Origin of the sequence: Tenacibaculum piscium, assembly GCF_021390755.1 — a bacterium.
GTDB lineage: Bacteria > Bacteroidota > Bacteroidia > Flavobacteriales > Flavobacteriaceae > Polaribacter > Polaribacter piscius.
The window spans coordinates 21083-44726 of record NZ_JAJGWR010000002.1 but is presented as its reverse complement, the minus strand read 5'-3'; the positions used below and the strand labels follow the sequence as shown (position 1 = coordinate 44726).

Annotated in this window: 23 protein-coding genes and 2 tRNA genes; 11 read left to right on the top strand and 14 right to left on the bottom strand. The window is 31.2% G+C overall.

All coding sequences use genetic code 11. The annotated features are described in order from the left end of the window. Positions 1-39: 39 nt before the first annotated feature. The 4 genes from L0U72_RS04185 to L0U72_RS04170 all read right to left on the bottom strand — a co-directional run bounded on the left by L0U72_RS04185 (position 40) and on the right by L0U72_RS04170 (position 5976). Positions 40-225, bottom strand: coding sequence for a YgaP family membrane protein (locus L0U72_RS04185; RefSeq protein WP_101917832.1), 186 nt, complete (start codon positions 223-225; stop codon positions 40-42). 25 nt (positions 226-250) lie between these two features. Next, the gene (locus tag L0U72_RS04180; protein ID WP_233898500.1) at positions 251-3445 is read right to left on the bottom strand and encodes an efflux RND transporter permease subunit; all 3195 of its coding nucleotides are present in this window, start codon (positions 3443-3445) and stop codon (positions 251-253) included. 109 nt (positions 3446-3554) lie between these two features. Further along, positions 3555-4664 (bottom strand): efflux RND transporter periplasmic adaptor subunit, encoded by a 1110-nt coding sequence (locus L0U72_RS04175; RefSeq protein WP_233898499.1) that lies wholly within the window; start codon positions 4662-4664, stop codon positions 3555-3557. 7 nt (positions 4665-4671) lie between these two features. Beyond that, on the bottom strand, positions 4672-5976 hold the full coding sequence (locus L0U72_RS04170) for a TolC family protein (protein WP_233898498.1): 1305 nt from the start codon (positions 5974-5976) through the stop codon (positions 4672-4674). A gap of 142 nt (positions 5977-6118) precedes the next feature. Between L0U72_RS04170 and L0U72_RS04165 the strand changes: the two genes are divergently transcribed. After that, entirely contained in the window at positions 6119-7117 is a 999-nt protein-coding gene (locus L0U72_RS04165) for a metal-dependent hydrolase (protein WP_233898497.1), read from the top strand. Positions 7118-7518: 401 nt separating this feature from the next. Here the strand turns inward: L0U72_RS04165 and L0U72_RS04160 are convergent, their stop codons facing one another. The 3 genes from L0U72_RS04160 to L0U72_RS04150 form a co-directional block, all read right to left on the bottom strand. After that, positions 7519-8100 carry a methyltransferase domain-containing protein gene (locus tag L0U72_RS04160; protein ID WP_233898496.1) on the bottom strand — a complete coding sequence of 194 codons (582 nt, stop codon included), beginning with the start codon at positions 8098-8100 and terminating at the stop codon, positions 7519-7521. 100 nt (positions 8101-8200) lie between these two features. After that, the gene (odhB, locus tag L0U72_RS04155) at positions 8201-9409 is read right to left on the bottom strand and encodes a 2-oxoglutarate dehydrogenase complex dihydrolipoyllysine-residue succinyltransferase (RefSeq protein WP_233898495.1); all 1209 of its coding nucleotides are present in this window, start codon (positions 9407-9409) and stop codon (positions 8201-8203) included. 50 nt (positions 9410-9459) lie between these two features. Further along, the gene (locus L0U72_RS04150) at positions 9460-12186 is read right to left on the bottom strand and encodes a 2-oxoglutarate dehydrogenase E1 component (protein ID WP_233884687.1); all 2727 of its coding nucleotides are present in this window, start codon (positions 12184-12186) and stop codon (positions 9460-9462) included. A gap of 291 nt (positions 12187-12477) precedes the next feature. On the opposite strand from L0U72_RS04150, the gene L0U72_RS04145 reads away from it, so the two are divergent. From L0U72_RS04145 to bioA, 5 genes are all read left to right on the top strand, one after another. Beyond that, a tRNA-Asn gene (locus tag L0U72_RS04145) sits at positions 12478-12551 on the top strand. Positions 12552-12618: 67 nt separating this feature from the next. Beyond that, positions 12619-12692: transfer RNA gene (locus L0U72_RS04140), tRNA-Asn, on the top strand. 74 nt (positions 12693-12766) lie between these two features. Further along, positions 12767-13891 carry an aminotransferase class I/II-fold pyridoxal phosphate-dependent enzyme gene (locus L0U72_RS04135; RefSeq protein WP_233898494.1) on the top strand — a complete coding sequence of 375 codons (1125 nt, stop codon included), beginning with the start codon at positions 12767-12769 and terminating at the stop codon, positions 13889-13891. Positions 13892-13908: 17 nt separating this feature from the next. Beyond that, a complete protein-coding gene (bioD, locus tag L0U72_RS04130) occupies positions 13909-14529 on the top strand; it encodes a dethiobiotin synthase (RefSeq protein WP_233898493.1) in 621 nt (206 codons plus the stop codon). Between the two features lie 4 nt (positions 14530-14533). Beyond that, a complete protein-coding gene (bioA, locus tag L0U72_RS04125; RefSeq protein ID WP_233898492.1) occupies positions 14534-15799 on the top strand; it encodes an adenosylmethionine--8-amino-7-oxononanoate transaminase in 1266 nt (421 codons plus the stop codon). Here the strand turns inward: bioA and L0U72_RS04120 are convergent. Beyond that, positions 15785-16234, bottom strand: a complete 450-nt coding sequence (locus L0U72_RS04120; protein ID WP_233898491.1) for a cytochrome c oxidase assembly factor Coa1 family protein — start codon at positions 16232-16234, stop codon at positions 15785-15787. The genes bioA and L0U72_RS04120 overlap by 15 nt on opposite strands. Positions 16235-16319: 85 nt before the next feature. Here L0U72_RS04120 and L0U72_RS04115 point away from each other — a divergent pair, with 85 nt between their 5' ends. After that, positions 16320-17462 carry a beta-ketoacyl synthase N-terminal-like domain-containing protein gene (locus L0U72_RS04115; RefSeq protein WP_233898490.1) on the top strand — a complete coding sequence of 381 codons (1143 nt, stop codon included), beginning with the start codon at positions 16320-16322 and terminating at the stop codon, positions 17460-17462. Positions 17463-17499: 37 nt separating this feature from the next. Further along, positions 17500-18600: a biotin synthase BioB gene (gene bioB / locus L0U72_RS04110; protein WP_233898489.1), complete on the top strand. Its 1101-nt coding sequence runs from the start codon at positions 17500-17502 to the stop codon at positions 18598-18600. Positions 18601-18688: 88 nt separating this feature from the next. On the opposite strand, the gene L0U72_RS04105 is transcribed toward bioB, so the two are convergent. From L0U72_RS04105 to panB, 4 genes are all read right to left on the bottom strand, one after another. Continuing rightward, positions 18689-19021, bottom strand: coding sequence for a hypothetical protein (locus L0U72_RS04105; RefSeq protein ID WP_233898488.1), 333 nt, complete (start codon positions 19019-19021; stop codon positions 18689-18691). Between the two features lie 33 nt (positions 19022-19054). Next, on the bottom strand, positions 19055-19336 hold the full coding sequence (locus L0U72_RS04100) for a TM2 domain-containing protein (RefSeq protein ID WP_101917847.1): 282 nt from the start codon (positions 19334-19336) through the stop codon (positions 19055-19057). Between the two features lie 85 nt (positions 19337-19421). Next, positions 19422-20357, bottom strand: a complete 936-nt coding sequence (locus L0U72_RS04095) for a 2-hydroxyacid dehydrogenase (RefSeq protein ID WP_233898679.1) — start codon at positions 20355-20357, stop codon at positions 19422-19424. 67 nt (positions 20358-20424) lie between these two features. Further along, on the bottom strand, positions 20425-21243 hold the full coding sequence (gene panB / locus L0U72_RS04090; protein ID WP_233897943.1) for a 3-methyl-2-oxobutanoate hydroxymethyltransferase: 819 nt from the start codon (positions 21241-21243) through the stop codon (positions 20425-20427). A 176-nt stretch (positions 21244-21419) separates the two neighbouring features. Between panB and L0U72_RS04085 the strand changes: the two genes are divergently transcribed. Genes L0U72_RS04085 through L0U72_RS04075 form a run of 3 tightly spaced genes read left to right on the top strand, consistent with a single transcriptional unit; the run spans position 21420 to position 22981 of the window. Further along, entirely contained in the window at positions 21420-21992 is a 573-nt protein-coding gene (locus L0U72_RS04085; protein ID WP_233884699.1) for a sigma-70 family RNA polymerase sigma factor, read from the top strand. Between the two features lie 37 nt (positions 21993-22029). Next, entirely contained in the window at positions 22030-22302 is a 273-nt protein-coding gene (locus L0U72_RS04080; protein WP_233898487.1) for a hypothetical protein, read from the top strand. A 37-nt stretch (positions 22303-22339) separates the two neighbouring features. Beyond that, positions 22340-22981, top strand: a complete 642-nt coding sequence (locus tag L0U72_RS04075) for an O-methyltransferase (protein WP_233884701.1) — start codon at positions 22340-22342, stop codon at positions 22979-22981. 3 nt (positions 22982-22984) lie between these two features. On the opposite strand, the gene L0U72_RS04070 is transcribed toward L0U72_RS04075, so the two are convergent. Together L0U72_RS04070 and L0U72_RS04065 are read right to left on the bottom strand one after the other, a co-directional pair. Then, positions 22985-23266, bottom strand: coding sequence for a Sec-independent protein translocase subunit TatA/TatB (locus L0U72_RS04070; RefSeq protein ID WP_233884702.1), 282 nt, complete (start codon positions 23264-23266; stop codon positions 22985-22987). Between the two features lie 74 nt (positions 23267-23340). Next, positions 23341-23634, bottom strand: coding sequence for a FoF1 ATP synthase subunit delta/epsilon (locus tag L0U72_RS04065; RefSeq protein WP_101917853.1), 294 nt, complete (start codon positions 23632-23634; stop codon positions 23341-23343). Positions 23635-23644 lie beyond the last annotated feature (10 nt).

Below are 23644 nucleotides of genomic sequence, written 5' to 3'. Positions count from 1 at the left end.
AAAGTGTAGGATTAATAGTCTTTAAAATAATATTTTCTACTATTTAATTTTAAATACTTTTGATAAAATGGTTTCTAATAAGCACCACTTTGTAAATGCTGATTGAATTAAATTCACACCGATAAAAACTGTAAACCACATCCAATTTGGATTCACATAAACGGTTAATACAACACTTAACAATACAAAAGTTCCTACTATAATTCTGAAATATTTATTTAACATTTTGTTTCTTTTTTTAAATTTATACTTACTTGTAATTTTTACGCTCAATCATATAATACACCAATGGCACAACCAATAAAGTTAAAATTGTTGATACAATAGTTCCACCCATTAACGAAATTGCCAATCCTTGAAAAATCGGGTCAAATAATATTACAAATGCTCCAATAACTACTGTTCCTGCAGTTAATAAAATAGGAGTTGTACGAACAGCTCCTGCTTCAATTGCCGCTTGTTTTAAAGGAATTCCTTCGGCAAGTCTTAGATTGATAAAATCAATCAATAAAACAGAATTCCGTACCATAATTCCTGCCAAAGCAATCATCCCAATAAATGAAGTTGCAGTAAAAAATGCGCCCATAATCCAGTGTCCTAAAACAATTCCGATTAATGATAATGGAATAGCAACCATCATTACGATTGGTGCTTTAAAGTTTTGAAACCATCCAACAATTAAAATATAAATTAAGATAATTGCTCCTAAAAAAGCGATTCCTAAATCTCTAAAAACCTCTAATGTAATTTGCCATTCTCCGTCCCATTTTACGGTGTAATCATCTTCATAAGCTGGCTGACCTAAATACATTTCGTTTAATTTATAACCTTCGGGAAGTTTAATTTGCTTTAATTTTTCTTCCATTCCTAAAATTGCATATGCAGGACTTTCCAATTCTCCAGCCATATCTGCCATTACATACACGACTCTTTTTTGATTTTTTCGATAAATACTTTTCGCTGCAATTGTTTTTTTGATGCTTACTAAATCTGAAATTGGCACCATATTTCCTTGTTTCGATGTTATCTTTAATTGAGAAATATCCGCAATGCTTGATTTTTCTTTTTCATCTAAAGCTAATACCAAACCAACTTGATTTACCGAATTTTCATCATATAAATTCGTGATTGCTCGGTTAGAAAGTGCCATATTCATAGTATATGCAATTTGTTGAGGAGCAACTCCGTACAACATCGCTTTTTCTTTATCTATTTCAAACTGATACTTTATTTGGTCATCTTCTACCATCCAATCAATATCAACTACATCAGCTGTATTTTTTAAAATATTCTGAATACTATTAGCAATTTTAATTTGCTCTTTATAATCAGGTCCATAAATTTCGGCAACAATGGTTGATAAAACAGGAGGTCCTGGCGGAACTTCTACTAATTTTACATTGGCATTATATTTTGAAGCTATTTTTTGAATATCAGGACGAAATAATTTTGCAATATCATGACTTTGAATAGTTCGTTCACCTTTATCAATTAAATTAACTTGAATATCCGCCATATTACTCCCGCCACGTAAATCATAATGACGTACCAAACCGTTAAAAGTTATCGGTGCAGAAGTTCCTATATAGTTTTGATAATTTACAACTTCTGGGCGAGTTGCTAAATATTGTGAAATTTCTTGTGCAACCACGCCTGTTCTTTCCAAAGTAGTTCCTTCAGGCATATCAATTACCACCTGAAATTCATTTTTATTATCAAAAGGCAACATTTTAACAGCTACCGATTTTGTAAAAAACAATACCATAGTCGCTAATAAAACGATAAAAGTACCACCTAAAAATGCCCATCTTTTTGTTTTATTCTCTAATAAAGGACGTTCATATTTATTGTAAACCTTATAAATAAAGGTTTCCTCTAAAGGTTTTTCTTGTTTTTCAACTGCTCCTTTTTTATCTTTTTCTCTCAAGAAAATATATCCTAAATAAGGCGTAATTGTTAAGGCTACAAATAATGATAAAATCATTGCAATAGATGCCCCAATTGGCATTGGTGCCATATAAGGTCCCATTAATCCAGATACAAAAGCCATTGGTAAAACAGATGCGATTACCGTAAAAGTTGCCAAAATTGTTGGATTTCCAACTTCATTAATTGCATATAAAGCGGCTTCTTTAAAAGGCAAACGCTTCATTTTAAAATGCCTGTGCATATTTTCGGCAATAATTATAGAATCATCAACTACAATTCCTGTAACAAAAACCAAGGCAAAAAGTGTAATTCTGTTTAACGTATAATCAAGCATATAATAACTCAATAACGTTAATGCAAAAGTAATTGGAACAGATAAAAACACCACCAAACCACCACGCCAACCCATCGCCAACATTACTACTAAAGTAACCGCAATAATAGAACCGATAAGGTGTAACAATAATTCCGATACTTTATGTGAAGCTGTTTCTCCATAATTTCTAGTAACCTCAACATGTACATCATCAGGAATTAAATTTGAACGTAAATGTGTAACTTTTGCTAAAATTACATCGGCAATTTTCATCGCATCTGCTCCTTTTCGTTTTGCTACCGAAATAGTAACCGCAGGATATTCAGATTTATAATTTGTTGATTTATCACTTGCTTTTCCAAAACCTAAACTCACATAATTTTGAGGAATTTCAGCACCATCAATAATAGTAGCAATTTGTTTTAAATAGATAGGTTTATTTTGTTGAATACCAACTACTAAATTTTCAACATCAGTAACAGAAGCTAAAAAATTACCCGTTTGCACTAAAAACTCTGTATCATTTTTAATAAAACTTCCCGAACTTAACTGACTATTATTCGCCTTAATCATTTCAGAAACTGTTAAAAAATCTAAACCTGACGAGGCTAATTTATCTTTATCTAAAACAACTCGTAATTGCCTATCGCTACCACCAATTTTATGCGTAATCGCTACATCATTTATCTTCTTAATTTCTCCTTCAAGTTCTTCTGCCATTTGGCTTAACTGATATCCTGTATAATTTTCACTCCACAGCGTTAACCCCAACATTGGCACATCATCAATAGCTCTTGTTTTTATCAACGGAAACGTAACACCTTTCGGCATTTTGTCCATATGTTTATTAATTTCGTTGTATAATTTCACAAACGAACGTTCAATATCTTCACCAACATAAAACTGAACAATAACCATTGCTTTCTCGTTCATTGCTGTTGCGTACACATACTCTACTCCTTTGATATTCGAAATTAATTTTTCCAAAGGCTTTATCACTCTCGACTCTACTTCTGTTGGACTCGCTCCAGGATATCCTACAAAAATATCAGCCATTGGCACATCAATTTGCGGTTCTTCCTCTCTCGGAATTAAAAACGAACTATACACTCCAACAACCATAAAAACGATCATTAAAAGCACGGTAAGTTTAGAACCTATAAAGCTTTTGGCAATTTTACCAGCTAAACCTTCTTTCATATTATTTATTATTTTTGGGCGTTTAAACGGGCTATCCGTTGCAATCTTTTTTTGCCATATATGGCAGCAAAAAAAGGATTTACACTGCTATCCCTAACGCAGTTTTTAATTATTGAATTGTAACTTTAACGCCATTGTAAAGTTTTCCTTTTGCATTGATTATATAAGTTTCATCAGCAGATAAGCCTGATAATACTTCAATATTTTCACCAAAAGAACGTCCTAAACGCAACCAACGTAAAACGGCTGTATTACTTTGACTTAGCGTATAAATTCCCGAAAGTTGACCTTTAGTAACAATAACATTTTTAGGAATTAACACTTTATTTGTGACGTTTATTTTTGTGTTTTCAGTAATTTCTGATGTTGTTTCTGAAGTAGAAAACTGAACCGTAGTAAACATTCCTGATAAAATTTTAATTGGTGTTTTATCTAACGCTACTTTTACTAAAAACTGTCCTCCTGTATTTTTTGCTGATGTACTAATTTCAGTAACCTTTCCTTTTATTTTTTGATTAATTGATTTTACAATAACAGTAGCTTCCGAGTTTTTTTTAATTTTCAAAATTTCACTTTCTGAAACCATTGCAATTACTTCAAATTCATTCGGTTTTTCAATTGATAACAACGACATTCCAGGATTTGCCATCGCACCTTTTTCAATATTTTTACTAGTTATTATACCAGAAAAAGGAGCAGTTATATTCGTATATTTAAACTGCGAATTCACTTCGTTTTTTTGTTGATTTGCCGCTTCTAAACCTGCTTTTGCCATTTGAAAATTAGCAGTTATATCATCCATTTCTTTTTGAGAAACACTATTTTCAGCTAATAAATTTTTAAAACGTGTAAAATCTTTTTCAGCATTTTTATACCCTACTTTTGCTTGAGTAATCCCTGCATTTACTTGCGCACGTTTTGCTTGTAAATCGGCATTATTGATGGCAATTAATAATTGTCCTTTCTTTACTTTATCGCCAACATTTACATAAACTTCATTTACAAAACCCATCATTCGAGTACTTAAATCGGCACTTTGTACGGCTTGAGTTTTCCCACTTGCAGTTACAAATAAATTTGAATTTATTGCTTCCACTTTTTTGACTGTTACAGTAATTGGGTTTGAAGTATCTTCTGATATTTTTTTAGTATCGTTTCCACAACTTGTTATTAAAAAGGATACTGAAACAAGTGCGATTGTATATAAATATTTTTTCATCTTAAAATTATTCTTTGGTTAAAAATTGTACGTAAGCATTGGCGTAATTATGCTGAAAAATCGTGTTATAATATTGTATTTTTTTTTGTGCATATTTGGTTTCTGCGGATAATAAATCGGTGGTTTTTTCTAAACCTTGTTCGAATCTATTTTTTCTAATTCTCAAAGATTCTTCTGATTGTTCTAATGCTAGTTTTGTAAGTATTAAATTATTTTTAACATCACGTAACAAACGTTTTGCTTTATGAAGTTCTACAGTACTTTTAGCCTGATATTCTTCTAATTCAATTGATGCTTTTTCAAAAGTAGCTTTACTTTTTTGAGTTTTCCCAAAGTGTTTATATCCTTTAAAAACATCCCAACTCAATTGCATTCCAACTAAATAACCACTTGCCCCTGCTTTAAAAATTTTAGCATCATATAATTCATAACTTCCAAAAGCATTTAATCGAGGTAAAAATGTCTTTTTATCGGCTTTATATAATTGTTGATAAGCATCTTTTGCAAAACGCATTGCTTTAATATCGGCTCTGTTTTCAGAAAGTTTTGTAGTAGTAATTATTTCAGGAGTTACAGTCAATAAATCTGATGGTTTTAAAATACGATTACTGGTATCATTCATCAATAACGATATATAATTAGACGCATTTTCAATATTACTTTTTGCATATTGTAATTGATTTGCTATTTCAGTTACACGAACTTCAACTGCTAATACATCGGCTCTTTGTAAATATCCTTGTTGAAAGTTATTGGTTGCTAATCGCTTATTTTCATTAGCTGTTTGCTGTACTTTTTCTAAAACCTCAACTGTTTTATAAGCTAGTTGTAATTCCATGTAAGCTTTTTCAACTGCTAACTGAATATAATCGTTAGTTCTTTCATGTTGAAAAGTAGTAGCATTTAATTTTGCTTTAGCTGCTTTTCGTTGATAAATTCCATCAAGATTAATTAACGGTTGTTGTACTTGAAGCTTTGTTGCAAAATTTTGCGTTTGAGAAGGATTATTTAATAAATCAGGATTGAAATCATTTTGTGTTAAAATTCCTTGATTTAATTTAGAACCAAAAGCCATTAACGGATTTGTAGTTACTATTCCTGTATATGAAGCTGTAATATCTGGTAAGAACACCGCATTTGTTTGATTATAATCTCCTTTAGCAGCTAAAATATCTTGTGCCGACATTTTAAGTGTATTATTATTCTCTTTCACTTTAGCAATAACATCACTTTTGGCAATAACCATAACCTCTTGTCCTCTTATCAAGAGCGAAAACAATATAAATGATACTATTAATAATTTATTTTTCATGGTACTATTCTATTAAGTTACCACAAAACTACTATCTTAATACACTTTTATAAGTAACATTTGTTACTGTGAAGTTTATATTTTAAAAGCTTTATTAAAATTCTATCTACTCTTTAATCTACTTCATTTATTTTTGTAATATATGGATTCATTAACTCAAATTATATTAGGAGCTGCTGTTGGCGAAGCTGTTTTAGGAAGAAAAATTGGAAACAGAGCAATGTTTTACGGAGCTATTGCAGGAACAATTCCTGATTTAGATGTACTTGCTTCATTTTTTACAGATAAAGTAACCGCACTTTATATACATCGTGGATTTACACATTCTATTGTTTTTTCTGTACTTTTTGCGCCTATTTTTGCGTGGATAGTTAATCGTTATGAAAAATATAAAAACTTTAAAAATTGGACTTGGTTATTCTTTTTAGCATTTGTAACACATCCTATTTTAGATGCACATACTACTTGGGGAACTCAATTATTTTGGCCTTTTGATATCCGCTTAGCTTTTAAAACCATTTTTGTTATTGACCCGCTTTATACAGTTCCTTTTTTAGTGTTTTTAATTTTTGCGATGACACAAAAACGAGTTAGCAAAAAACGTGCTTTTTACAATAAATTAGGATTAATTATCAGTTCTTCTTATTTAGTACTAACTTTTTTATTAAAATGGCTCGCTTTTAATCAATTTGAAAAAGCTTTAGAAAATCAGAATATCGAATATTCAGAAATTGATACAAGACCTTCCCCTTTAAACACCATACTTTGGAGTGCCAACGTACAAACAGAAAATGCCTTTTTATTAGCTAATTATTCCTTTCTTGATACAAAACCAATCACTTTTACAAAACATCTAAAAAATCATCATTTGTTAGGAAAACTTTCTAAAAATGAAACTGTTAAACGTATGATTTTTATTTCTGAAGGTTGGTATACTATCAATAAAAAAGAAGATGAACTTTATTTTAATGATTTAAGATTCGGACTTTTAAGTATCAATACAAATGCTGAAAATTTTGTTTTTAAGTATAAAATTACTGTTGATAATTTAGGAAATGTAACTTTTACCGAACAACCAAAAGACAAACGTGATGGAAAAAAATTAATAACTGATTTATGGATTCGCTTAAAAGGAAATTAAAAATTAATTATAAGAACCTGTTTAAATTTTATTCCAAAAATTTTTGTAACATCAAAATAGCCATAGCAAGGGGTTAAAACCCCTTCTTTTAAAAATAAAAATGCGTCAAACTGAATTTATTTCAGTTTCTCATCCTGATTTGCCACATTTTTTAGCTTTTTTTGTGATTTTAAGCTTCTTTTAACAAGGGGTTTTAACCCCTTGCCGTCATTTTTTGCCACTATATTTTTTTCAGATGAAATTTAAACAGGCTCTAAAAGGAATTAAAGTTGTATCGAGAATTTGAATTCTTTTATGTTGATGATTTTTAAGCAAAAAAGTTCTCGATACAATTTTTTTGAAGGAAAAAAATCACTCGAACTGACAGTTTATTTAATTATTAAACAGGCTCTAAAAATAAATTATAACTTTTGAAATATCATAAACAGCTCCATTCCTTGTCTGTTGTGATATGAATTATAGCATTTTTCTAAAACATTAAATCTAAAATAAGGTTTAAAATATGTAATGTATTCCTTTTTATTACCACCAAAAGGAGGATGATTATCATTTAATATAGCATCAAAAAGTAAGCCTACTAATTTTCCTTTTTCAGTTAGTAGGTCATTCATTTTTTTAGGATAATTTAGTCTTAAATTTGGATTTAAAGCACAAAAAAAAGTTTGTTCAATTACTAAATCAAAAGTAATATTCAAGTCAAAAAAATCACCTAAAATCAATTGTTCTTTAGGAAAACTTGGGACTCTTTTTTTTATATTTTCTAAGGCTGTTTTAGATAAATCTACTACAAAAACATTCTTAAATCCATTATTAAAAAGATATTCTGCTTCGTAAGAATTTCCACCACCTGGAATTAATATTTTTAATTCTTTATTTTTTAGTTGATCAAAATACATTTTTAATGGAGGTGAAATTTCACCTAAATCCCAACCTATTTTATTGTTTAGGTACTTATTATCCCAGAAAAATTCAGATAAATTCATTCTTATTTTTTCATTAAAATTAACAACTTTTTATAAATAACAAAAAAATCCCAAGTGTTATACTTGGGATTTTGAATATATATAAAACCAAATTTTTGGTTTACATTTCTAATGCTTTCTTAGGATTGTTATCCATTAATAACTCCATTGGGTTTTCTAAAGCTTCTTTAACAGCTACTAAGAATCCAACAGATTCGCGACCATCAACAACTCTATGGTCATACGATAATGCAACATACATAATTGGCTGAATTACTACTTCACCATTCACAGCCATTGGTCTGTTTACAATGTTGTGCATTCCTAAAATTCCACTTTGTGGAGGATTTAAAATTGGCGTTGATAACATAGAACCAAAAACACCACCATTTGTAATAGTAAATGTTCCACCAGTCATTTCATCCACCGTAATTTGCCCGTCTCTAGCACGTAAAGCTAAACGTTTTACTTCGCTTTCAACACCTCTAAAAGATAAATCTTCAGCATTTCTAATTACAGGAACCATTAATCCTTTAGGACCAGAAACTGCAATAGAAATATCTTGAAATTCATTTTTAATTTGGTAATCTCCATCAATCATAGAATTTACGTCAGGATATAATTCTAAAGCTCTAACAACTGCTAAAGTGAAAAAAGACATAAATCCTAATCCAACTCCGTGCTTTGCTTTAAAGTCTTCTTTATATTCTTTACGTAAATCAAAAATTGGCTGCATGTTTACTTCGTTAAACGTAGTTAACATTGCAGTTTCACTTTTTACAGCTACCAAACGTTGCGCTACTTTTCTACGCAACATTGACATTTTTTTACGTTCAGTTCCACGAGAACCGTTTGTAGGTTGCGTTCCCATAGAAGGTACTGCTTTTACAGCGTCTTCCTTAGTTACACGACCATCTTTCCCAGTTCCTTTTACAGAACCAGCAGGAATTCCTTTTTCTGCTAACACTTTTTTAGCTGCAGGAGAAGCTGTTCCTGTAGCATAGGTTGTAGCCTTTGGAGCTACTGCTTTAGGAGCTTCCACTTTTGGTGCTTCTTCTTTTGTTACAGTTGAAGATTCACCTGCTGGTTTTGCAGCGCTCATATCAATAAGACACACTACAGCGCCAACTTCTACAGCATCGCCTTCTTCTGCTTTTAAAGTGATAATTCCGCTTTCTTCCGCAGGTAATTCTAAGGTTGCTTTGTCAGAATCTACTTCGGCAATTGGCTGATCTTTTTCAACATAATCACCATCTTCAACTAACCACGTTGCTATTTCTACTTCTGTAATTGACTCCCCCGGAGAAGGAACTTTCATTTCTAAAATCATCAGTACTAAATTTTATATATCTGAAATTATTCTTTTTTAATCGAGTTTTTTTAATCGAAAACTTTGTCTAACACTTCTTGGTGACGACGTTTGTAACGTGCACTTGAACCTGCTGCTGGTGCAGAATGATAACCTCTCGATGCACATTCTAACTTAGCTAATTCAAAACGCTCTAACATATAACTCCAAGATCCCATGTTTTTAGGTTCTTCTTGTGCCCAAACATAACGTTCTACATTTGGATACTTATCCATTACAGCTTTTATTTGCTCATTGTGTAATGGGAACAACTGCTCTATTCTTACTAAAGCAATATCTTGTCTTTCTAATTTTTCACGTTCTGCTAGTAAATCATAATAAAATTTACCTGTACAGAACACCATTTTTTTCACTTTTGAAGTATCAATAGTATCATCAATTACTTCTTGGAAACTTCCATTTGCTAAATCCTCAATCGAATTTACAGCTTTTGGCGAACGCAATAAACTTTTAGGAGTAAAAACGACTAAAGGTTTTCTAAATTCACGTTTCATTTGACGACGCAAAATATGATACATATTTGCTGGTGTCGAACAATTTGCAATGGTCCAGTTATCAATTGCTGATGACTGTAAAAAACGCTCTATTCTACCAGATGAATGTTCAGGTCCTTGCCCTTCATATCCGTGAGGTAATAACATTACCAGTCCGTTTTGTAATTTCCATTTTGCTTCTGCCGAACAAATATATTGATCGAATACAATTTGTGCTCCATTGGCAAAATCACCAAATTGTGCTTCCCAAATAGTTAAGGTATTTGGAGCAGCCATCGCATATCCGTAATCGAATCCTAAAACACCATATTCCGATAAATGAGAATTGAAAATAGTCATTTCCCCTTTATTTTTGGTATTGGTATTTAATAAATTAACACGCTCTGAAGTTTCTTCATCACGCATAATTGCATGACGGTGCGAGAATGTTCCTCTTTCTACATCTTCTCCAGAAATACGAACATTAAATCCTTCTTCTAATAAAGTTCCGTAGGCTAAATTTTCTGCGGTTCCCCAATCTAAAGTATTTTCTTCAAAGACCATTTTTTTACGTCCTTGTAAAATACGTTCTGCTTTACGAACAAATTTATGTCCTTGTGGAGTTGTAGAAATTACTTTAGCGATATCTTTTAATGCGGCAACCGAATACGTAGTATTTATAGGTTGTAACATTTCTTGTAATTGTTTACGTGCAAATCCCTCCCATACCTCTGGCATGAATTCTTGTATCTTAGAAGTCGTTTTCTTTTTAGATGCTGCAAATTCTACTTCCAGATGTGCTTTAAATTCATCTGTAATTTGTTTTACATAATCGGCAGAAATTGTTCCTTCTTCAATTAATTTTGCGGCGTATATTTCTTTGGCATTTTTATGCTTAGAGATTGCTTGATATAATTTAGGTTGTGTAAAACGTGGCTCATCACCTTCGTTATGACCATATTTACGATATCCTAATAAATCAATATAAATATCTTTTTTGAATTTCATTCGATATTCAACAGCCATTTCCATAGCATGACAAACTGCTTCGGCATCATCTGCATTAACGTGTAGTACTGGCGATAGCGTTACTTTTGCGATATCAGTACAATACGTACTAGAACGTGCGTCTAAATAATTGGTTGTAAATCCTACTTGATTATTTACCACAACATGAATAGTCCCTCCTGTTTTATAACCGTTTAAGGTCATCATTTGAGCTATTTCATATACGATACCTTGTCCTGCAATTGCAGCATCACCGTGTACTAATATTGGTAAAATTTTACCATTATCGCCATTATAATCTAAATCTATTTTAGCGCGAACAATTCCTTCAGCAACAGCATCTACGGTTTCTAAATGTGATGGATTTGGAACCAAATTCATCTTCATTTTTTGCCCACCTTTATACGCTTTACTTAAAGTTAATCCTAAGTGATATTTTACATCACCATCAATATCTTGATCTTCAAAATCTTTTCCTTCAAATTCGCTAAATAAATCACGAACTGGTTTTTTGAAGATATTTACCAAGGTATTTAAACGACCACGATGCGCCATTCCTAAGACACATTCTTCTACGCCGTATTTCTCAGCAGCATCACGAAGTGCTACACTAACTCCAGGAATTAATGTTTCACCACCTTCTACAGAAAAACGTTTCTGCCCAACATATTTTGTTTGTAAAAAACTTTCAAATGTTGATGCTTGATTTAATTTTGTTAAAATGTATTTTTTTGCTTCTACATCATAATTAGACTGGTTATCGTTTTTATTCAAACGATTTTGCCACCAATTTAATTCTTCAGGATTACGTAAATACATATATTCAACCCCAATGCTTTCGCAAAAGATTGCTTTTAAATGATGTATTATTTGAGCCAAGGTTGTTGCCCCGATGCCCAAAACACCTCCTGCATTAAAAACGGTTGTTAAATCGGTTTGATGTAATCCAAAAGTTTCAAGATCTAAGGTAGGATTGTATTTTCTACGATCCCGAACTGGATTTGTTTTGGTAAACAAATGCCCTCTTGTTCGGTAGCCATTTATTAAATCGATCACTAAAAATTCCTTTCGTACGGCATCTGGTACTTCTACCGAAACCTCATCTTCTGTTAACGAGTAATCTTCATTGGCTAGGTCATAACCTTGAAAAAAACTCCGCCAACTAGCTTCTACTGCGTCAGGATTTTTTTGATACTGTTCATATAAATCACTTATAAAACCTGTATGTGCTGCGTTCAAGAACGAAAACTTGTCCATATATTTTACTATGCTTTTCTGTCAATAAGAATAATCGACACAAAAATACAACTTTTACTAAAAATAAGACTTTATTTTACGCTTATTTTGATACCTTTATTTTTTTTCAACAAAAAAGCAAAACAACATCATTTTTCACACATATAAACATAAACACTTGACATACAGCACAAAAACATAAAATTGTAAAATTTATTTCATTTTTCCTCAAAAAAACTTTGTATATTTGAAAAAAGGTCTTAAATTTGCACTCGCATTTTAAAACTTTTTTTTATTAAAATCGTTTTAAATTCCTCCTTAGCTCAGTTGGTTAGAGCATCTGACTGTTAATCAGAGGGTCTTAGGTTCGAGTCCTAAAGGAGGAGCAAATTAAACATAGGAAACTGTAACTTCCTTAATAGTTACAACACATATTTTGTTCTACATGAACATTCCTCCTTAGCTCAGTTGGTTAGAGCATCTGACTGTTAATCAGAGGGTCTTAGGTTCGAGTCCTAAAGGAGGAGCTTTTAAGAAAAGACTTACATTTACTTGTAAGTCTTTTTTATTTTATATGCTTTTACATGCTATATTTATTGTTATGTCGTTTCCTAAAAAACTAACACAAAAATTACTTCAGCGGACAAAAAACAAATCTCTAAGAACGCTTGGAAAAGAAAATAATGTCATTGATTTTTCTTCCAATGATTATTTAGGATTTGCAAAATCAGAAGTAATTTTTAATAAAACACATCAATTTTTAATTGATAATAGCATTTTACAAAATGGCGCAACAGGTTCTCGCTTACTTTCAGGAAATCATCCTTTATATAATAGTATCGAAAAAGAACTTGCTCAATTTCATCATTCCGAAGAAGCTTTAATTTTTAATTCGGGATATGATGCGAATATTGGTTTTTTTTCAGCAGTACCTCAACGAGGCGATATTATTTTATATGATGAATTTATCCACGCTTCTATTCGTGATGGAATTCAATTATCGAATGCGCAATCTTTTAAATTCAAACATAATAATTTAGAAGATTTAGAGAAAAAAATCAGCAAACATCAATCAAAAAACGATACCGAAATTTATGTAGTAACAGAAGCTGTTTTTTCAATGGATGGCGATATGCCTAATTTGAAAAAATTATCAGAAATTGTAACACAAAACAATGCTTATTTAATTATTGATGAAGCACATTCCGTAGGAGTTTTCAACAATGATTCAATTGAAAAATCAACCATAAAAAATGCCGTTTTTGCAAGAATTGTAACCTTTGGAAAAGCAATGGGATGCCACGGAGCAGTTGTTTTAACAAGTAAAGAATTGAAGCAATATTTAATAAATTTTTCAAGAAGTTTTATTTATACCACAGGATTATCGCCCCATAGTTTGGCAACCATAAAATTTGCATATTCCGAATTAATCAGCAGTAAAGCAACAGAAAAACTTCAGAAAAATATTTTATTTTTCAAAAAAGAAATAAACAGATTACAGCTTCATTTTATAGCAAGTAATTCAGCAATTCATTGTTGTATTATTTCTGGAAATCAGAATGTGAAAACAATTTCAAAAAAATTGCAAGAAAAAGGATTTGATGTAAAAGCAATTTTATCGCCCACAGTAAATAAAGGAGAAGAAAGACTTCGTTTTTGTTTACATTCCTATAATTCTTTTGAAGAAATCACTTGTGTTTTAGAACATCTTGTTACTTTTGTTTAAAGTAAAAAATCTTTTAAATGGCTACATATTTTATTACAGGAATTTCTACAGAAGTAGGAAAAACAGTTGCATCGGCAATATTTACCGAAGCATTAGAAGCTGATTATTGGAAACCTATACAAGCTGGTGAATTAGATGATTCCGATTCTCATAAAATCAAGAAATTTATTTCTAATAAAAAAACAATAATCCATCCAAATTCGTATGCGTTAAAAACACCGATGAGCCCACATTCAGCGGCAGAAATCGAAAACATTACTATTGATTTAGCTAAAATTATAGAACCAAAAACTGATAACAAAAATTTAATTATAGAAGGTGCTGGCGGAATATTCGTTCCTTTAAATAACACCGATACTATTTTAGATATTATAAAACCTGATTATAAAGTAATTGTGGTTTCTCGTCATTATTTAGGAAGTATTAATCATACCTTATTAACCGTAAATTTATTGAAACAAAAAGGTTTTGACGTTTCTATTATTTTTTCTGGTGATAAACATAAAACCACAGAGGAAATAATCAAAAAGATGACAGGTATTCCTGTAATTGGTCGAATTGATGAAGAACCATATTTTGATAAAAGTGTGATTAAAGAATATGCCGAACTTTTTAAAGAGAATTTAATCAACCTATAAACGAATGAATTTACAAGAAAGAGATAAAAAACATTTATGGCATCCGTTAAAACAACATCAAACACACCCTGATAGCTTAGGAATTGTAAAAGCAAAAGGATGTATTTTAACCGATGAAAAAGGCAATGAGTATATTGATGCAATTTCATCGTGGTACACTTGTATGTTCGGGCATTGTAACGATTTTATTACCAGTCGTGTTTACAAACAAATGCAAACATTAGATCAAATAATGTTTAGCGATTTTACGCACGAACCTGCAGTAAAATTATCCGAAGAACTGATTAAAATTCTTCCTAAAAATCAAAACAGAATATTCTTTAACGATAACGGCTCAACAGCAGTTGAAGCAGCTATTAAAATGGCGTTGCAATACTACTTTAATAAAGACGAAAAACGAACCACTTTTATTGCTTTTGAAAATGGATTTCATGGAGATACTTTTGGAGCAATGTCAGTTTCTGGGTTATCGGCTTACAATGGTCCTTTTGAGGATTTTTTAATGGATATTAAGCGAATTTCTGTTCCTGATGGTTCAAATAATGATGCTATTATTAAAGAACTAGAAAATATAGTTGCCGAAAATAATATTGCTGGTTTTATTTACGAACCCTTAGTTCAAGGTGCTGCGGGAATGAAAATTCATGAAGCTACCGACTTAAACGAAATTTTAAAATTCTGTAAGCAAAACAATATTTTAACTATTGCCGATGAAGTAATGACTGGTTTTGGTAAAACAGGAAACAATTTTGCTTCGGATGAAATTACTACAAAACCCGATATTATCTGCCTAAGTAAAGCCTTAACTGGCGGATTAGTGCCAATGGCAATTACATCTTGTACCGAAGAAATTTACAGTACTTTTTTAAGTAATGATATTTCTAAAGGATTTTTTCACTGTCATACGTATTCTGCAAATCCGATAGCTTGTAGCGCAGCTTTGGCAACTATCGAATTATTACAAACTAAAGATATTCAAGATAGTATTCAGTTTATTTCAAATTCTCACAAAACGTTTGAAGATAAAATTAAGCAACATTCAAAAGTAGCTTCCACACGTTCGAAAGGAGTTATTTTAGCTATCGATTTAAAAACAAACGCAAATCGTTACGGAACTTTACGTGATCAATTATTAAAACATTTTATGAATGATGGCGTGTTTTTACGTCCGTTAGGAAATACTATTTACATTCAGCCACCTTATATAATTACAGAAAAACAACTGCAAAAAGTATATACAACTATTGAAAAGGTTTTAGATATTTTCTAAAACCTTTTGGTTATTTAACAAATTTATTTCTTCGGATGATTCTTTAATACGAACATATAAATCTTCATAAATCCATTCTCCGTTTGCTCTTATTCCTCGAACAACTAAAGTTCCTTTTCCGTTCGGTCCTTTTATATCAATAGAAAAATCAACTTCTCCATTTTCATTTTCTAATGATATATTTCCTGATGGAATACCTACTTCCTCAATTGGCTCTCCTAATAAATTGATAACTTTTTTATTATTCGCCGCCTGTTCTACGGCATATGTTACAGGTGTTGAATTTGTTATTGTATCAAAAACACTAAAAATAGTCGCACCAATTCCTAAAAAAGCGAATAAAATAAAACCTAAACAACCACATCCGCAACCGCCTACTGGCACAACCCAACCCCAATTTTTACTAAACCAACTTTTTTCTTCTTGTACTTCCATTTACCTTGCTTTTTTTGACAATATAAATATTTATTTATTTCGTAATACTTGATTTTACCTTTATTTTTGCAGAAAATTAAATGTATTGAAACAATCTATTTCTATTACCTCTTTTGCTTCAGTTTCTGCTTTAGGTAGTAATGCTAATCAAATTTGGGAGAATTATCTAAACCAAAAACATTTTCTAAGTTTAAAAGAAACTGTTTGGACAGGAAGCTTAACTGATGAAGATAAACTTGCAATTGATATTATCAGAAATTCAGATAATAAATACAAAAGTTTAGATGATTCGGTTTTATACACAATTTATGTTGCCAGAAAAGCAATTGAAAAAACAAATTGGACATCAGAAGATAACTTTGGAATTAATATTGGCTCGTCAAGAGGTGCAACTTCTTTGTTTGAAAAATATCATAAAGAGTTTTTAGAAACAGGAAAATCAGCAACTTTAAGTTCGCCAACCACCACTTTAGGAAATATTTCTTCTTGGATTGCTCACGATTTACAATCAAATGGTCCTGAAATTTCACATTCTATTACCTGTTCTACCGGCTTACACTCTTTATTAAATGGAATTGCTTGGTTACAATCTGGTATGTCAGAAAAATTTATGATTGGCGCAAGTGAAGCTTCTTTAACCGATTTTACTATCGCACAAATGCAAGCTTTAAAAGTCTATTCGAAAGAAACAGATGAATATCCTTGTAAAGCTTTTGATTTAGATAAACAGAAAAATACCATGGTTTTGGGTGAAGCTGCTGCTGTTTTTTGTTTAGAAAAAGGTGTTCAAGAAAATGCAATCGCACTTATTAAAGGCATCGGTTTTGCTACGGAAGTTTTAAAACATAATACATCTGTTTCTGCAAATGCCGACTGTTTTCAAAAATCTATGAAAATGGCTTTAGCTGATATTTCTATGGATGATATTGATGTTATTGTAATGCACGCTCCTGGAACTATTAAAGGTGATCAATCTGAAATTAATGCCATTCATGAAGTTTTTGGCGATAAAAAACCTTTTTTAACCACCAATAAATGGAAAGTTGGGCATACTTTTGGTACTTCTGGATTACTTAGTTTGGAGTTAGCAATACTAATTTTACAACATCAGAAAGTAATTGAAGTTCCGTTTGCTGAAAAACAAAATCATCCGAAAAAAATAAAAAATATTTTAGTAAATGCTGTTGGTTTTGGCGGAAATGCTGTTTCTGTATTAATATCAAAATAATATTGCTATTTTTGACATTACAAATAACTTGATTTTTATGAGTGAAGTAAGACATAACTGGACGAAAGAAGAAGTTCTTGAAATATATAATAAACCTTTAATGGAGCTTTTATATGAAGCTGCAACAATTCATAGAAAAAGTCATGACCCTAATGTAGTACAGGTTTCTACATTGTTATCTATAAAAACTGGTGGTTGTTCGGAAGATTGTGGATATTGTCCGCAAGCGGCACGTTATCATACCAATGTTGATGGAAATGATTTAATGTCAGTACGTCAAGTAAAAGCACAAGCTTTAAGAGCAAAATCGAGCGGAAGTTCTCGTGTTTGTATGGGTGCGGCTTGGAGAAATGTAAAAGATGGTCCTGAATTTGACCAAGTTTTAGACATGGTTAGAACCATTAATAAATTGGATATGGAGGTTTGCTGTACTTTAGGAATGGTTACTGAAAACCAAGCACAACGTTTGGCAGAAGCTGGTTTATACGCCTATAATCATAACTTAGATTCATCGGAAGAATATTATAAAGAAGTGATTTCTACACGTGGATATCAAGATAGATTAGATACGATTGATAATGTGCGTAAAACAAACGTAACTGTTTGTTCTGGTGGAATTATTGGAATGGGTGAAAATGCAGAAGATAGAGCTGGAATGTTAGTGGCTTTATCTACTTTAAGTCCTCAGCCAGAATCTACGCCAATTAATGCGTTGGTTGCTGTTGAAGGAACTCCTTTGGAAGATCAAAAACCTGTTGAAATTTGGGATATGGTTCGTATGGTAGCTACTGCACGTATCGTTTTACCTGAAACTCAGGTTCGTTTATCGGCAGGAAGAACGCAAATGAGTAGAGAAGGACAAGCAATGTGTTTCTTTGCAGGTGCAAATTCTATTTTTGCTGGTGATAAATTATTAACAACGCCAAATCCTGATGTTGATGAAGATATGAAAATGTTTAAAATGCTAGGTTTAAATCCTCAGAAACCTTTTACTAAAAAGGTACAACCACAAACGGTAGAAGCAAAAGATTCTGCTTTTGAAAACTTGGGTGAAAAGCCTAAATGGACACGACCTGAACATAAAATTGAACGTAACGAAGAGAAAAAGCAAGAAGCGTTAGAATTACGTAAAAAATAAAAAGTACTGTTTTATTTCTTTTTTGATTTATTAAATTAAAAAGCATCGTTTATTAAAACGATGCTTTTTTATCTATTATTTCTTAATACTAATCTAATAAATCTTTGATAATTTTCTTAGCTTTCGTAGTTGCTTCTTTAAACTCTTCTTGAGCATCTTCAGCAAAATCGGCAAGCTCTTCACTTGCTTTACTCGCAAACTCTGATGCCTTTTCAGACACTTCTTCTAAAGTTTCTTTAGCTTCATCAGCAAATTCAGCAGCTTTATTTTTGATGTCTTGAACTGTTTCATCTGATAAGACTTCACCTACTTTTGCTTTTACACCTTCCATTGCGTCGGCAACGTGTTCACTTGCTTTTCCAGCAAATTCTGATGCTTTTTCTTTTAAATTTTCTTTCGAAATGTTGTTGCTTTCTTCCATTTTATTTTTTTATTACACGTTTTCTAAAACGAATTAAAACCAACCTTTTTTATTTACTTGATACATATTTATAAATTCTTCATCAGATTTTGTTAAATACGTAATTCCTTCAACTAAAGAAATAATTGCAAAAATAGGTGCTGCTAATCCGCAAGTAAGAACACTTCCTAATAACATTATTAAGCCTTCTTTGGTATATCCTAATGCAAATTTATGAATACCTAATGGTCCTATTAAAATTGCTAAAACACCTCCTAAAACACGTTTACTTTCCTGATTTTGAACTGTTAATTTATTTTCATCAATTAAACTCATAGTAGTATATAGTATTATTATTATTGAATGCTAAATGTATAAAAAAGAGGTGAATTTTAATTAATTAAACTTATTTATTCTACCTTTAAATAATCTTTTTTATTTTATCAACAATAGTTTGGGCTAATTTTTGCTTACTTTCTAAGGTCCAACCTGCTACGTGTGGCGATAATAAGATATTATCTGCCTTTATTAAATATTGGAATGCTTCGGGCATCTCTTGATTTACAAATAAGTTTTCGAAAGATTTTTTCTCATATTCTAACACATCTAAACCTGCGCCTAAAATTTTTGCTGATTTCAAGGCTTCCACTAAATCCGAAGTAACGACCGATTTTCCTCTTGCCGTATTTAGTAACCAAAAAGGTTTCGAAAAAGCATTGATAAAATCGGTATTTATCATATTTGTAGTTACTGAAGTTTGTGGTGTGTGTAAACTTAAAACATCGGATTTTTGTTGTAATTCTTCTAAAGAAACTTGGGTACAATTTTCATCACCAACATTAGGTTTGATATCATAACAAAGTACTTTTACATCAAAACCTCGCAGTTTTTTTGCAAATGATTTTCCCATATTTCCATAACCAATTAAACCAACGGTTTTGCCATCTAATTCGATTCCTCGATTTTCTTCTCGCAACCATTTACCATTTCTAACTTCAGTATCTGCTTTTCTAAATTTATTGAAAAGTGATAATAACATTCCTAAAGCATGTTCACCAACCGCGTTTCTATTTCCTTCAGGAGCTGAAATTAAATGAATTCCTTTTTGACTCGCATATTCACAATCAATATTTTCAAGTCCTGCGCCTACTCTTCCGATGAATTTTAAGTTGGTTGCTTTGTCTAAAAATTGTTTATCAATAGTGAACCTACTTCGGATAATAATTCCATCATATTGATTAATTTTAGTTTCTATTATTTCTTTTGATGCGGTATAATCTTGTTCATTTATAAAACCTAAATCGTTTAATTGATTTAAAAGTAATGCGTGATTTGAATCTAAGTGTAGTATTTTCATCATCTTTTAAAAAGTCTTTAAAATAAAAAAAGCCTTCTTTTCAGAAAGCTTTTTAATGGATACGCTATTAATATTGTTCCTTTTCGTTTGGAAAGTCTTTCGATTTAACATCGGCAATATAACTTTCAAAAGCACCAGTCATTTCGGTATATAAATCTAAATATCTACGTAAAAAACGCGGATTAAATTCATGGGTCATTCCAATCATATCATGAGTTACTAAAACCTGCCCGTCTACGCCACCACCAGCACCAATTCCGATGACAGGTATCGTTAAACTTTCGGCAACTTTTGTTGCTAACGCTGCGGGAACTTTTTCTAAAACTAAGGCAAAACACCCTAATTCTTCCAATAATTTGGCATCTTTTAATAACTTTTCTGCCTCTTCATCTTCCTTGGCTCTAACGGTGTAGGTTCCAAATTTATAGATCGATTGTGGCGTTAATCCTAAGTGTCCCATTACAGGAATTCCTGCAGTTAATATTCGAGAAATAGATTCTCCAATTTCGCTTCCTCCTTCTAATTTCACGGCGTGTCCACCAGATTCTTTCATGATTCTGATAGCGGAATCTAGTGCATTTTTAGAATTTCCTTGATAGGTTCCAAAAGGCAAATCAACGACTACCAAACAACGCTCAATAGCACGAATTACCGAACTCGCATGATAAATCATTTGGTCAAGCGTAATAGGCAACGTAGTTTCATGCCCCGCCATTACATTCGATGCTGAATCTCCAACCAAAATAACGTCAACTCCTGCTCCGTCTACAATTTTTGCCATCGTATAATCATAGGCAGTAAGCATCGAAATTTTTTCTCCGTTTGCTTTCATGTCCACTAATGATTTCGTGGTAACTCTTTTATATTGCTTTTTTGCTACTGACATTTTTTAAATTTTCTTGTTGGTAAAAATACGGAAATATTTTATTGAAAAATCTGTAAAAGTAAAGTTCCAACGTATTTTATTTTTGATGATTCATAGGCTAATAATATCTTTTTCTGATAGATTGCTCCATCAAAAATAAGTCCTTTTAAGTAAAAAATAACTTATATTTGAAAGTGATGAGCCAAACCAATAAATCCAATACTTTAACGCCCGATAAATGGGTCGATTTATATGCAGATTATTTATTTAAATATGCAATATCTCGAGTAAATGATGCTAATATTTCTAAAGATTTAGTACAAGAAACCTTTTTTGCAGGACTTAAATCAGCCAAAAATTTTCAAGGAAAAGCAAGTGAAAAAACATGGCTAATTTCCATCTTAAAAAGAAAAATTATTGATTATTATCGAAAAATAAATTCAACAAAAGGAAAAGCCGAAGTTCGAATGAATTTTTATGAAAGTGGTGAAAATCAAGGCGATTGGATTGAAGAGCGTATCCCTCAAGATTGGAATAGTGACATCGAAAAAAACATTGAAAATGAAGAATTAAAAACACAATTAGAACATTGTATCAATAGCCTTCCTGAAAAATATGCCATCGTTTTTAGAATGAAAACAATTCAAGAATTTGAAACCGAAGAAATTTGTAAGGAATTAGGGATTACACCGTCAAATTTATGGGTTATTATTCATAGAGCAAGAACACAACTAAGAAACTGTATGGAAAAAAATTGGTTTCATAAATAATACTTAATCTTAAATATGTTCAATAAACGAGCAAAAAATGTTTAAAAAACTGAAAATATCCTGTAATAAAGCAACTACTATTTGTAATAAAGCACAATATAAAGAGGCTTCTTTAATTGAAAAAATACAACTTTACACCCATTTAATTGCTTGTGAAATTTGTTCACGTTATTCCAAACAAAATACTAAAATGTCGCATATCTTTAAAATGAATGCGAACATTTGCAACAATGAAATGCTCTGCTTATCATCAAAAGAAAAAGAAAAATTAAAAAAAGAATTAGCTATTTTAAAAAAATCAACTAATTAATTTCAATATATTTAATTAATATTTATAATAAATAATCATGCACTTTTTACCAGATAAAATCGACCAATATGTTGTGAATCATTCGCAACAAGAACCGAAAATATTACAAGAATTAACCCGAGAAACTTGGCAAAAAGTATTAAATCCACGGATGCTAAGCGGTGCTTTTCAAGGAAGAGTTTTATCGATGATATCAAAATTAATACAGCCTAAAACAATTTTAGAAATAGGAACTTACACAGGATATTCCGCCTTATCATTAGCCGAAGGATTGCATAAAAATGGAACGCTACACACTATCGATAAAAATGAAGAATTAGAAGAACTTCAGGCTACTTATTTTGAAAAATCTGATTATAAAAATCAAATAAAGCAATATATCGGAAATGCTTTGGATATCATTCCTACAATAGACAGCAAATTTGACTTAGTTTTTATTGATGCCGATAAATCAAATTATCTAAATTATTTTGATTTAATTATTGATAAAATGAATACTGGTGGCGTTATTTTATCAGATAATGTACTTTGGAGTGGAAAAGTTGTAGAAGAATTAAATCCTAAAGATATTGATACAAAAATTCTTTTAGAGTATAATAAAAAATTAAACGAAGACCCTCGTATAGAAACGGTTTTATTACCAATTCGTGATGGATTAACGATTAGTCGGGTTAAATAAATTTTAAAACTGACGTTTTATTGGTCCTGTAAAATCATCAATATCATCTTTAACCTTGGTTACTTCTTTATCGATATCTTTTACAAAATCAGTATCTATGCCCTGATTTTTTGCTGTATTATTGATTTCTTTTTTAATATCATTCGTTGCATCTTTTACCTGACGGATACCTTTCCCTAAGCCTCTGGCAATTTCAGGAATTTTATCTGCACCAAATAACATGACCACAATTAATATGATTACAAAAATCTCTGGACCTCCAATAAATAAAAATGCTACTTTCATACGAAACAAAGATACTTAAAATAAAAAAAAGCCAAACATAATGTTTGGCTTTTTTAATTTATGAAGTTAAATAATTAATCTGCAAGAATAATTACTTTATTATCTTTCATTTCTAAAGTTCCTGATTTGATATCTAAAGTTAATACTTTAGAGTCTGCAGGTAAAGGAATAATACTTGCATGTAAATCATCAAAGACTAAATGATCTTGTGTATGTACGTGTATTTTAACAGTTCCTTTTGTTAAAATAGACACCACTGCGGCGTGATTATTTAACATTTGGAATTCACCATTAATTCCTGGTACACTAACAGCATCTACTTCTGACGAAAACAAGATAGCTTCTGGAGTTACAATTTCTAAAAACATAATTTAATTA

Bases quoted from the DNA above. Each gene is read 5' to 3' on its own strand.
- L0U72_RS04185 (WP_101917832.1), bottom strand. From the start codon at position 225: ATGTTAAATAAATATTTCAGAATTATAGTAGGAACTTTTGTATTGTTA.
- L0U72_RS04180 (WP_233898500.1), bottom strand. From the start codon at position 3,445: ATGAAAGAAGGTTTAGCTGGTAAAATTGCCAAAAGCTTTATAGGTTCT.
- L0U72_RS04175 (WP_233898499.1), bottom strand. From the start codon at position 4,664: ATGAAAAAATATTTATATACAATCGCACTTGTTTCAGTATCCTTTTTA.
- L0U72_RS04170 (WP_233898498.1), bottom strand. From the start codon at position 5,976: ATGAAAAATAAATTATTAATAGTATCATTTATATTGTTTTCGCTCTTG.
- L0U72_RS04165 (WP_233898497.1), top strand. From the start codon at position 6,119: ATGGATTCATTAACTCAAATTATATTAGGAGCTGCTGTTGGCGAAGCT.
- L0U72_RS04160 (WP_233898496.1), bottom strand. From the start codon at position 8,100: ATGAATTTATCTGAATTTTTCTGGGATAATAAGTACCTAAACAATAAA.
- odhB (WP_233898495.1), bottom strand. From the start codon at position 9,409: ATGATTTTAGAAATGAAAGTTCCTTCTCCGGGGGAGTCAATTACAGAA.
- L0U72_RS04150 (WP_233884687.1), bottom strand. From the start codon at position 12,186: ATGGACAAGTTTTCGTTCTTGAACGCAGCACATACAGGTTTTATAAGT.
- L0U72_RS04135 (WP_233898494.1), top strand. From the start codon at position 12,767: ATGTCGTTTCCTAAAAAACTAACACAAAAATTACTTCAGCGGACAAAA.
- bioD (WP_233898493.1), top strand. From the start codon at position 13,909: ATGGCTACATATTTTATTACAGGAATTTCTACAGAAGTAGGAAAAACA.
- bioA (WP_233898492.1), top strand. From the start codon at position 14,534: ATGAATTTACAAGAAAGAGATAAAAAACATTTATGGCATCCGTTAAAA.
- L0U72_RS04120 (WP_233898491.1), bottom strand. From the start codon at position 16,234: ATGGAAGTACAAGAAGAAAAAAGTTGGTTTAGTAAAAATTGGGGTTGG.
- bioB (WP_233898489.1), top strand. From the start codon at position 17,500: ATGAGTGAAGTAAGACATAACTGGACGAAAGAAGAAGTTCTTGAAATA.
- L0U72_RS04105 (WP_233898488.1), bottom strand. From the start codon at position 19,021: ATGGAAGAAAGCAACAACATTTCGAAAGAAAATTTAAAAGAAAAAGCA.
- L0U72_RS04100 (WP_101917847.1), bottom strand. From the start codon at position 19,336: ATGAGTTTAATTGATGAAAATAAATTAACAGTTCAAAATCAGGAAAGT.
- L0U72_RS04095 (WP_233898679.1), bottom strand. From the start codon at position 20,357: ATGAAAATACTACACTTAGATTCAAATCACGCATTACTTTTAAATCAA.
- panB (WP_233897943.1), bottom strand. From the start codon at position 21,243: ATGTCAGTAGCAAAAAAGCAATATAAAAGAGTTACCACGAAATCATTA.
- L0U72_RS04085 (WP_233884699.1), top strand. From the start codon at position 21,420: ATGAGCCAAACCAATAAATCCAATACTTTAACGCCCGATAAATGGGTC.
- L0U72_RS04080 (WP_233898487.1), top strand. From the start codon at position 22,030: ATGTTTAAAAAACTGAAAATATCCTGTAATAAAGCAACTACTATTTGT.
- L0U72_RS04075 (WP_233884701.1), top strand. From the start codon at position 22,340: ATGCACTTTTTACCAGATAAAATCGACCAATATGTTGTGAATCATTCG.
- L0U72_RS04070 (WP_233884702.1), bottom strand. From the start codon at position 23,266: ATGAAAGTAGCATTTTTATTTATTGGAGGTCCAGAGATTTTTGTAATC.
- L0U72_RS04065 (WP_101917853.1), bottom strand. From the start codon at position 23,634: ATGTTTTTAGAAATTGTAACTCCAGAAGCTATCTTGTTTTCGTCAGAA.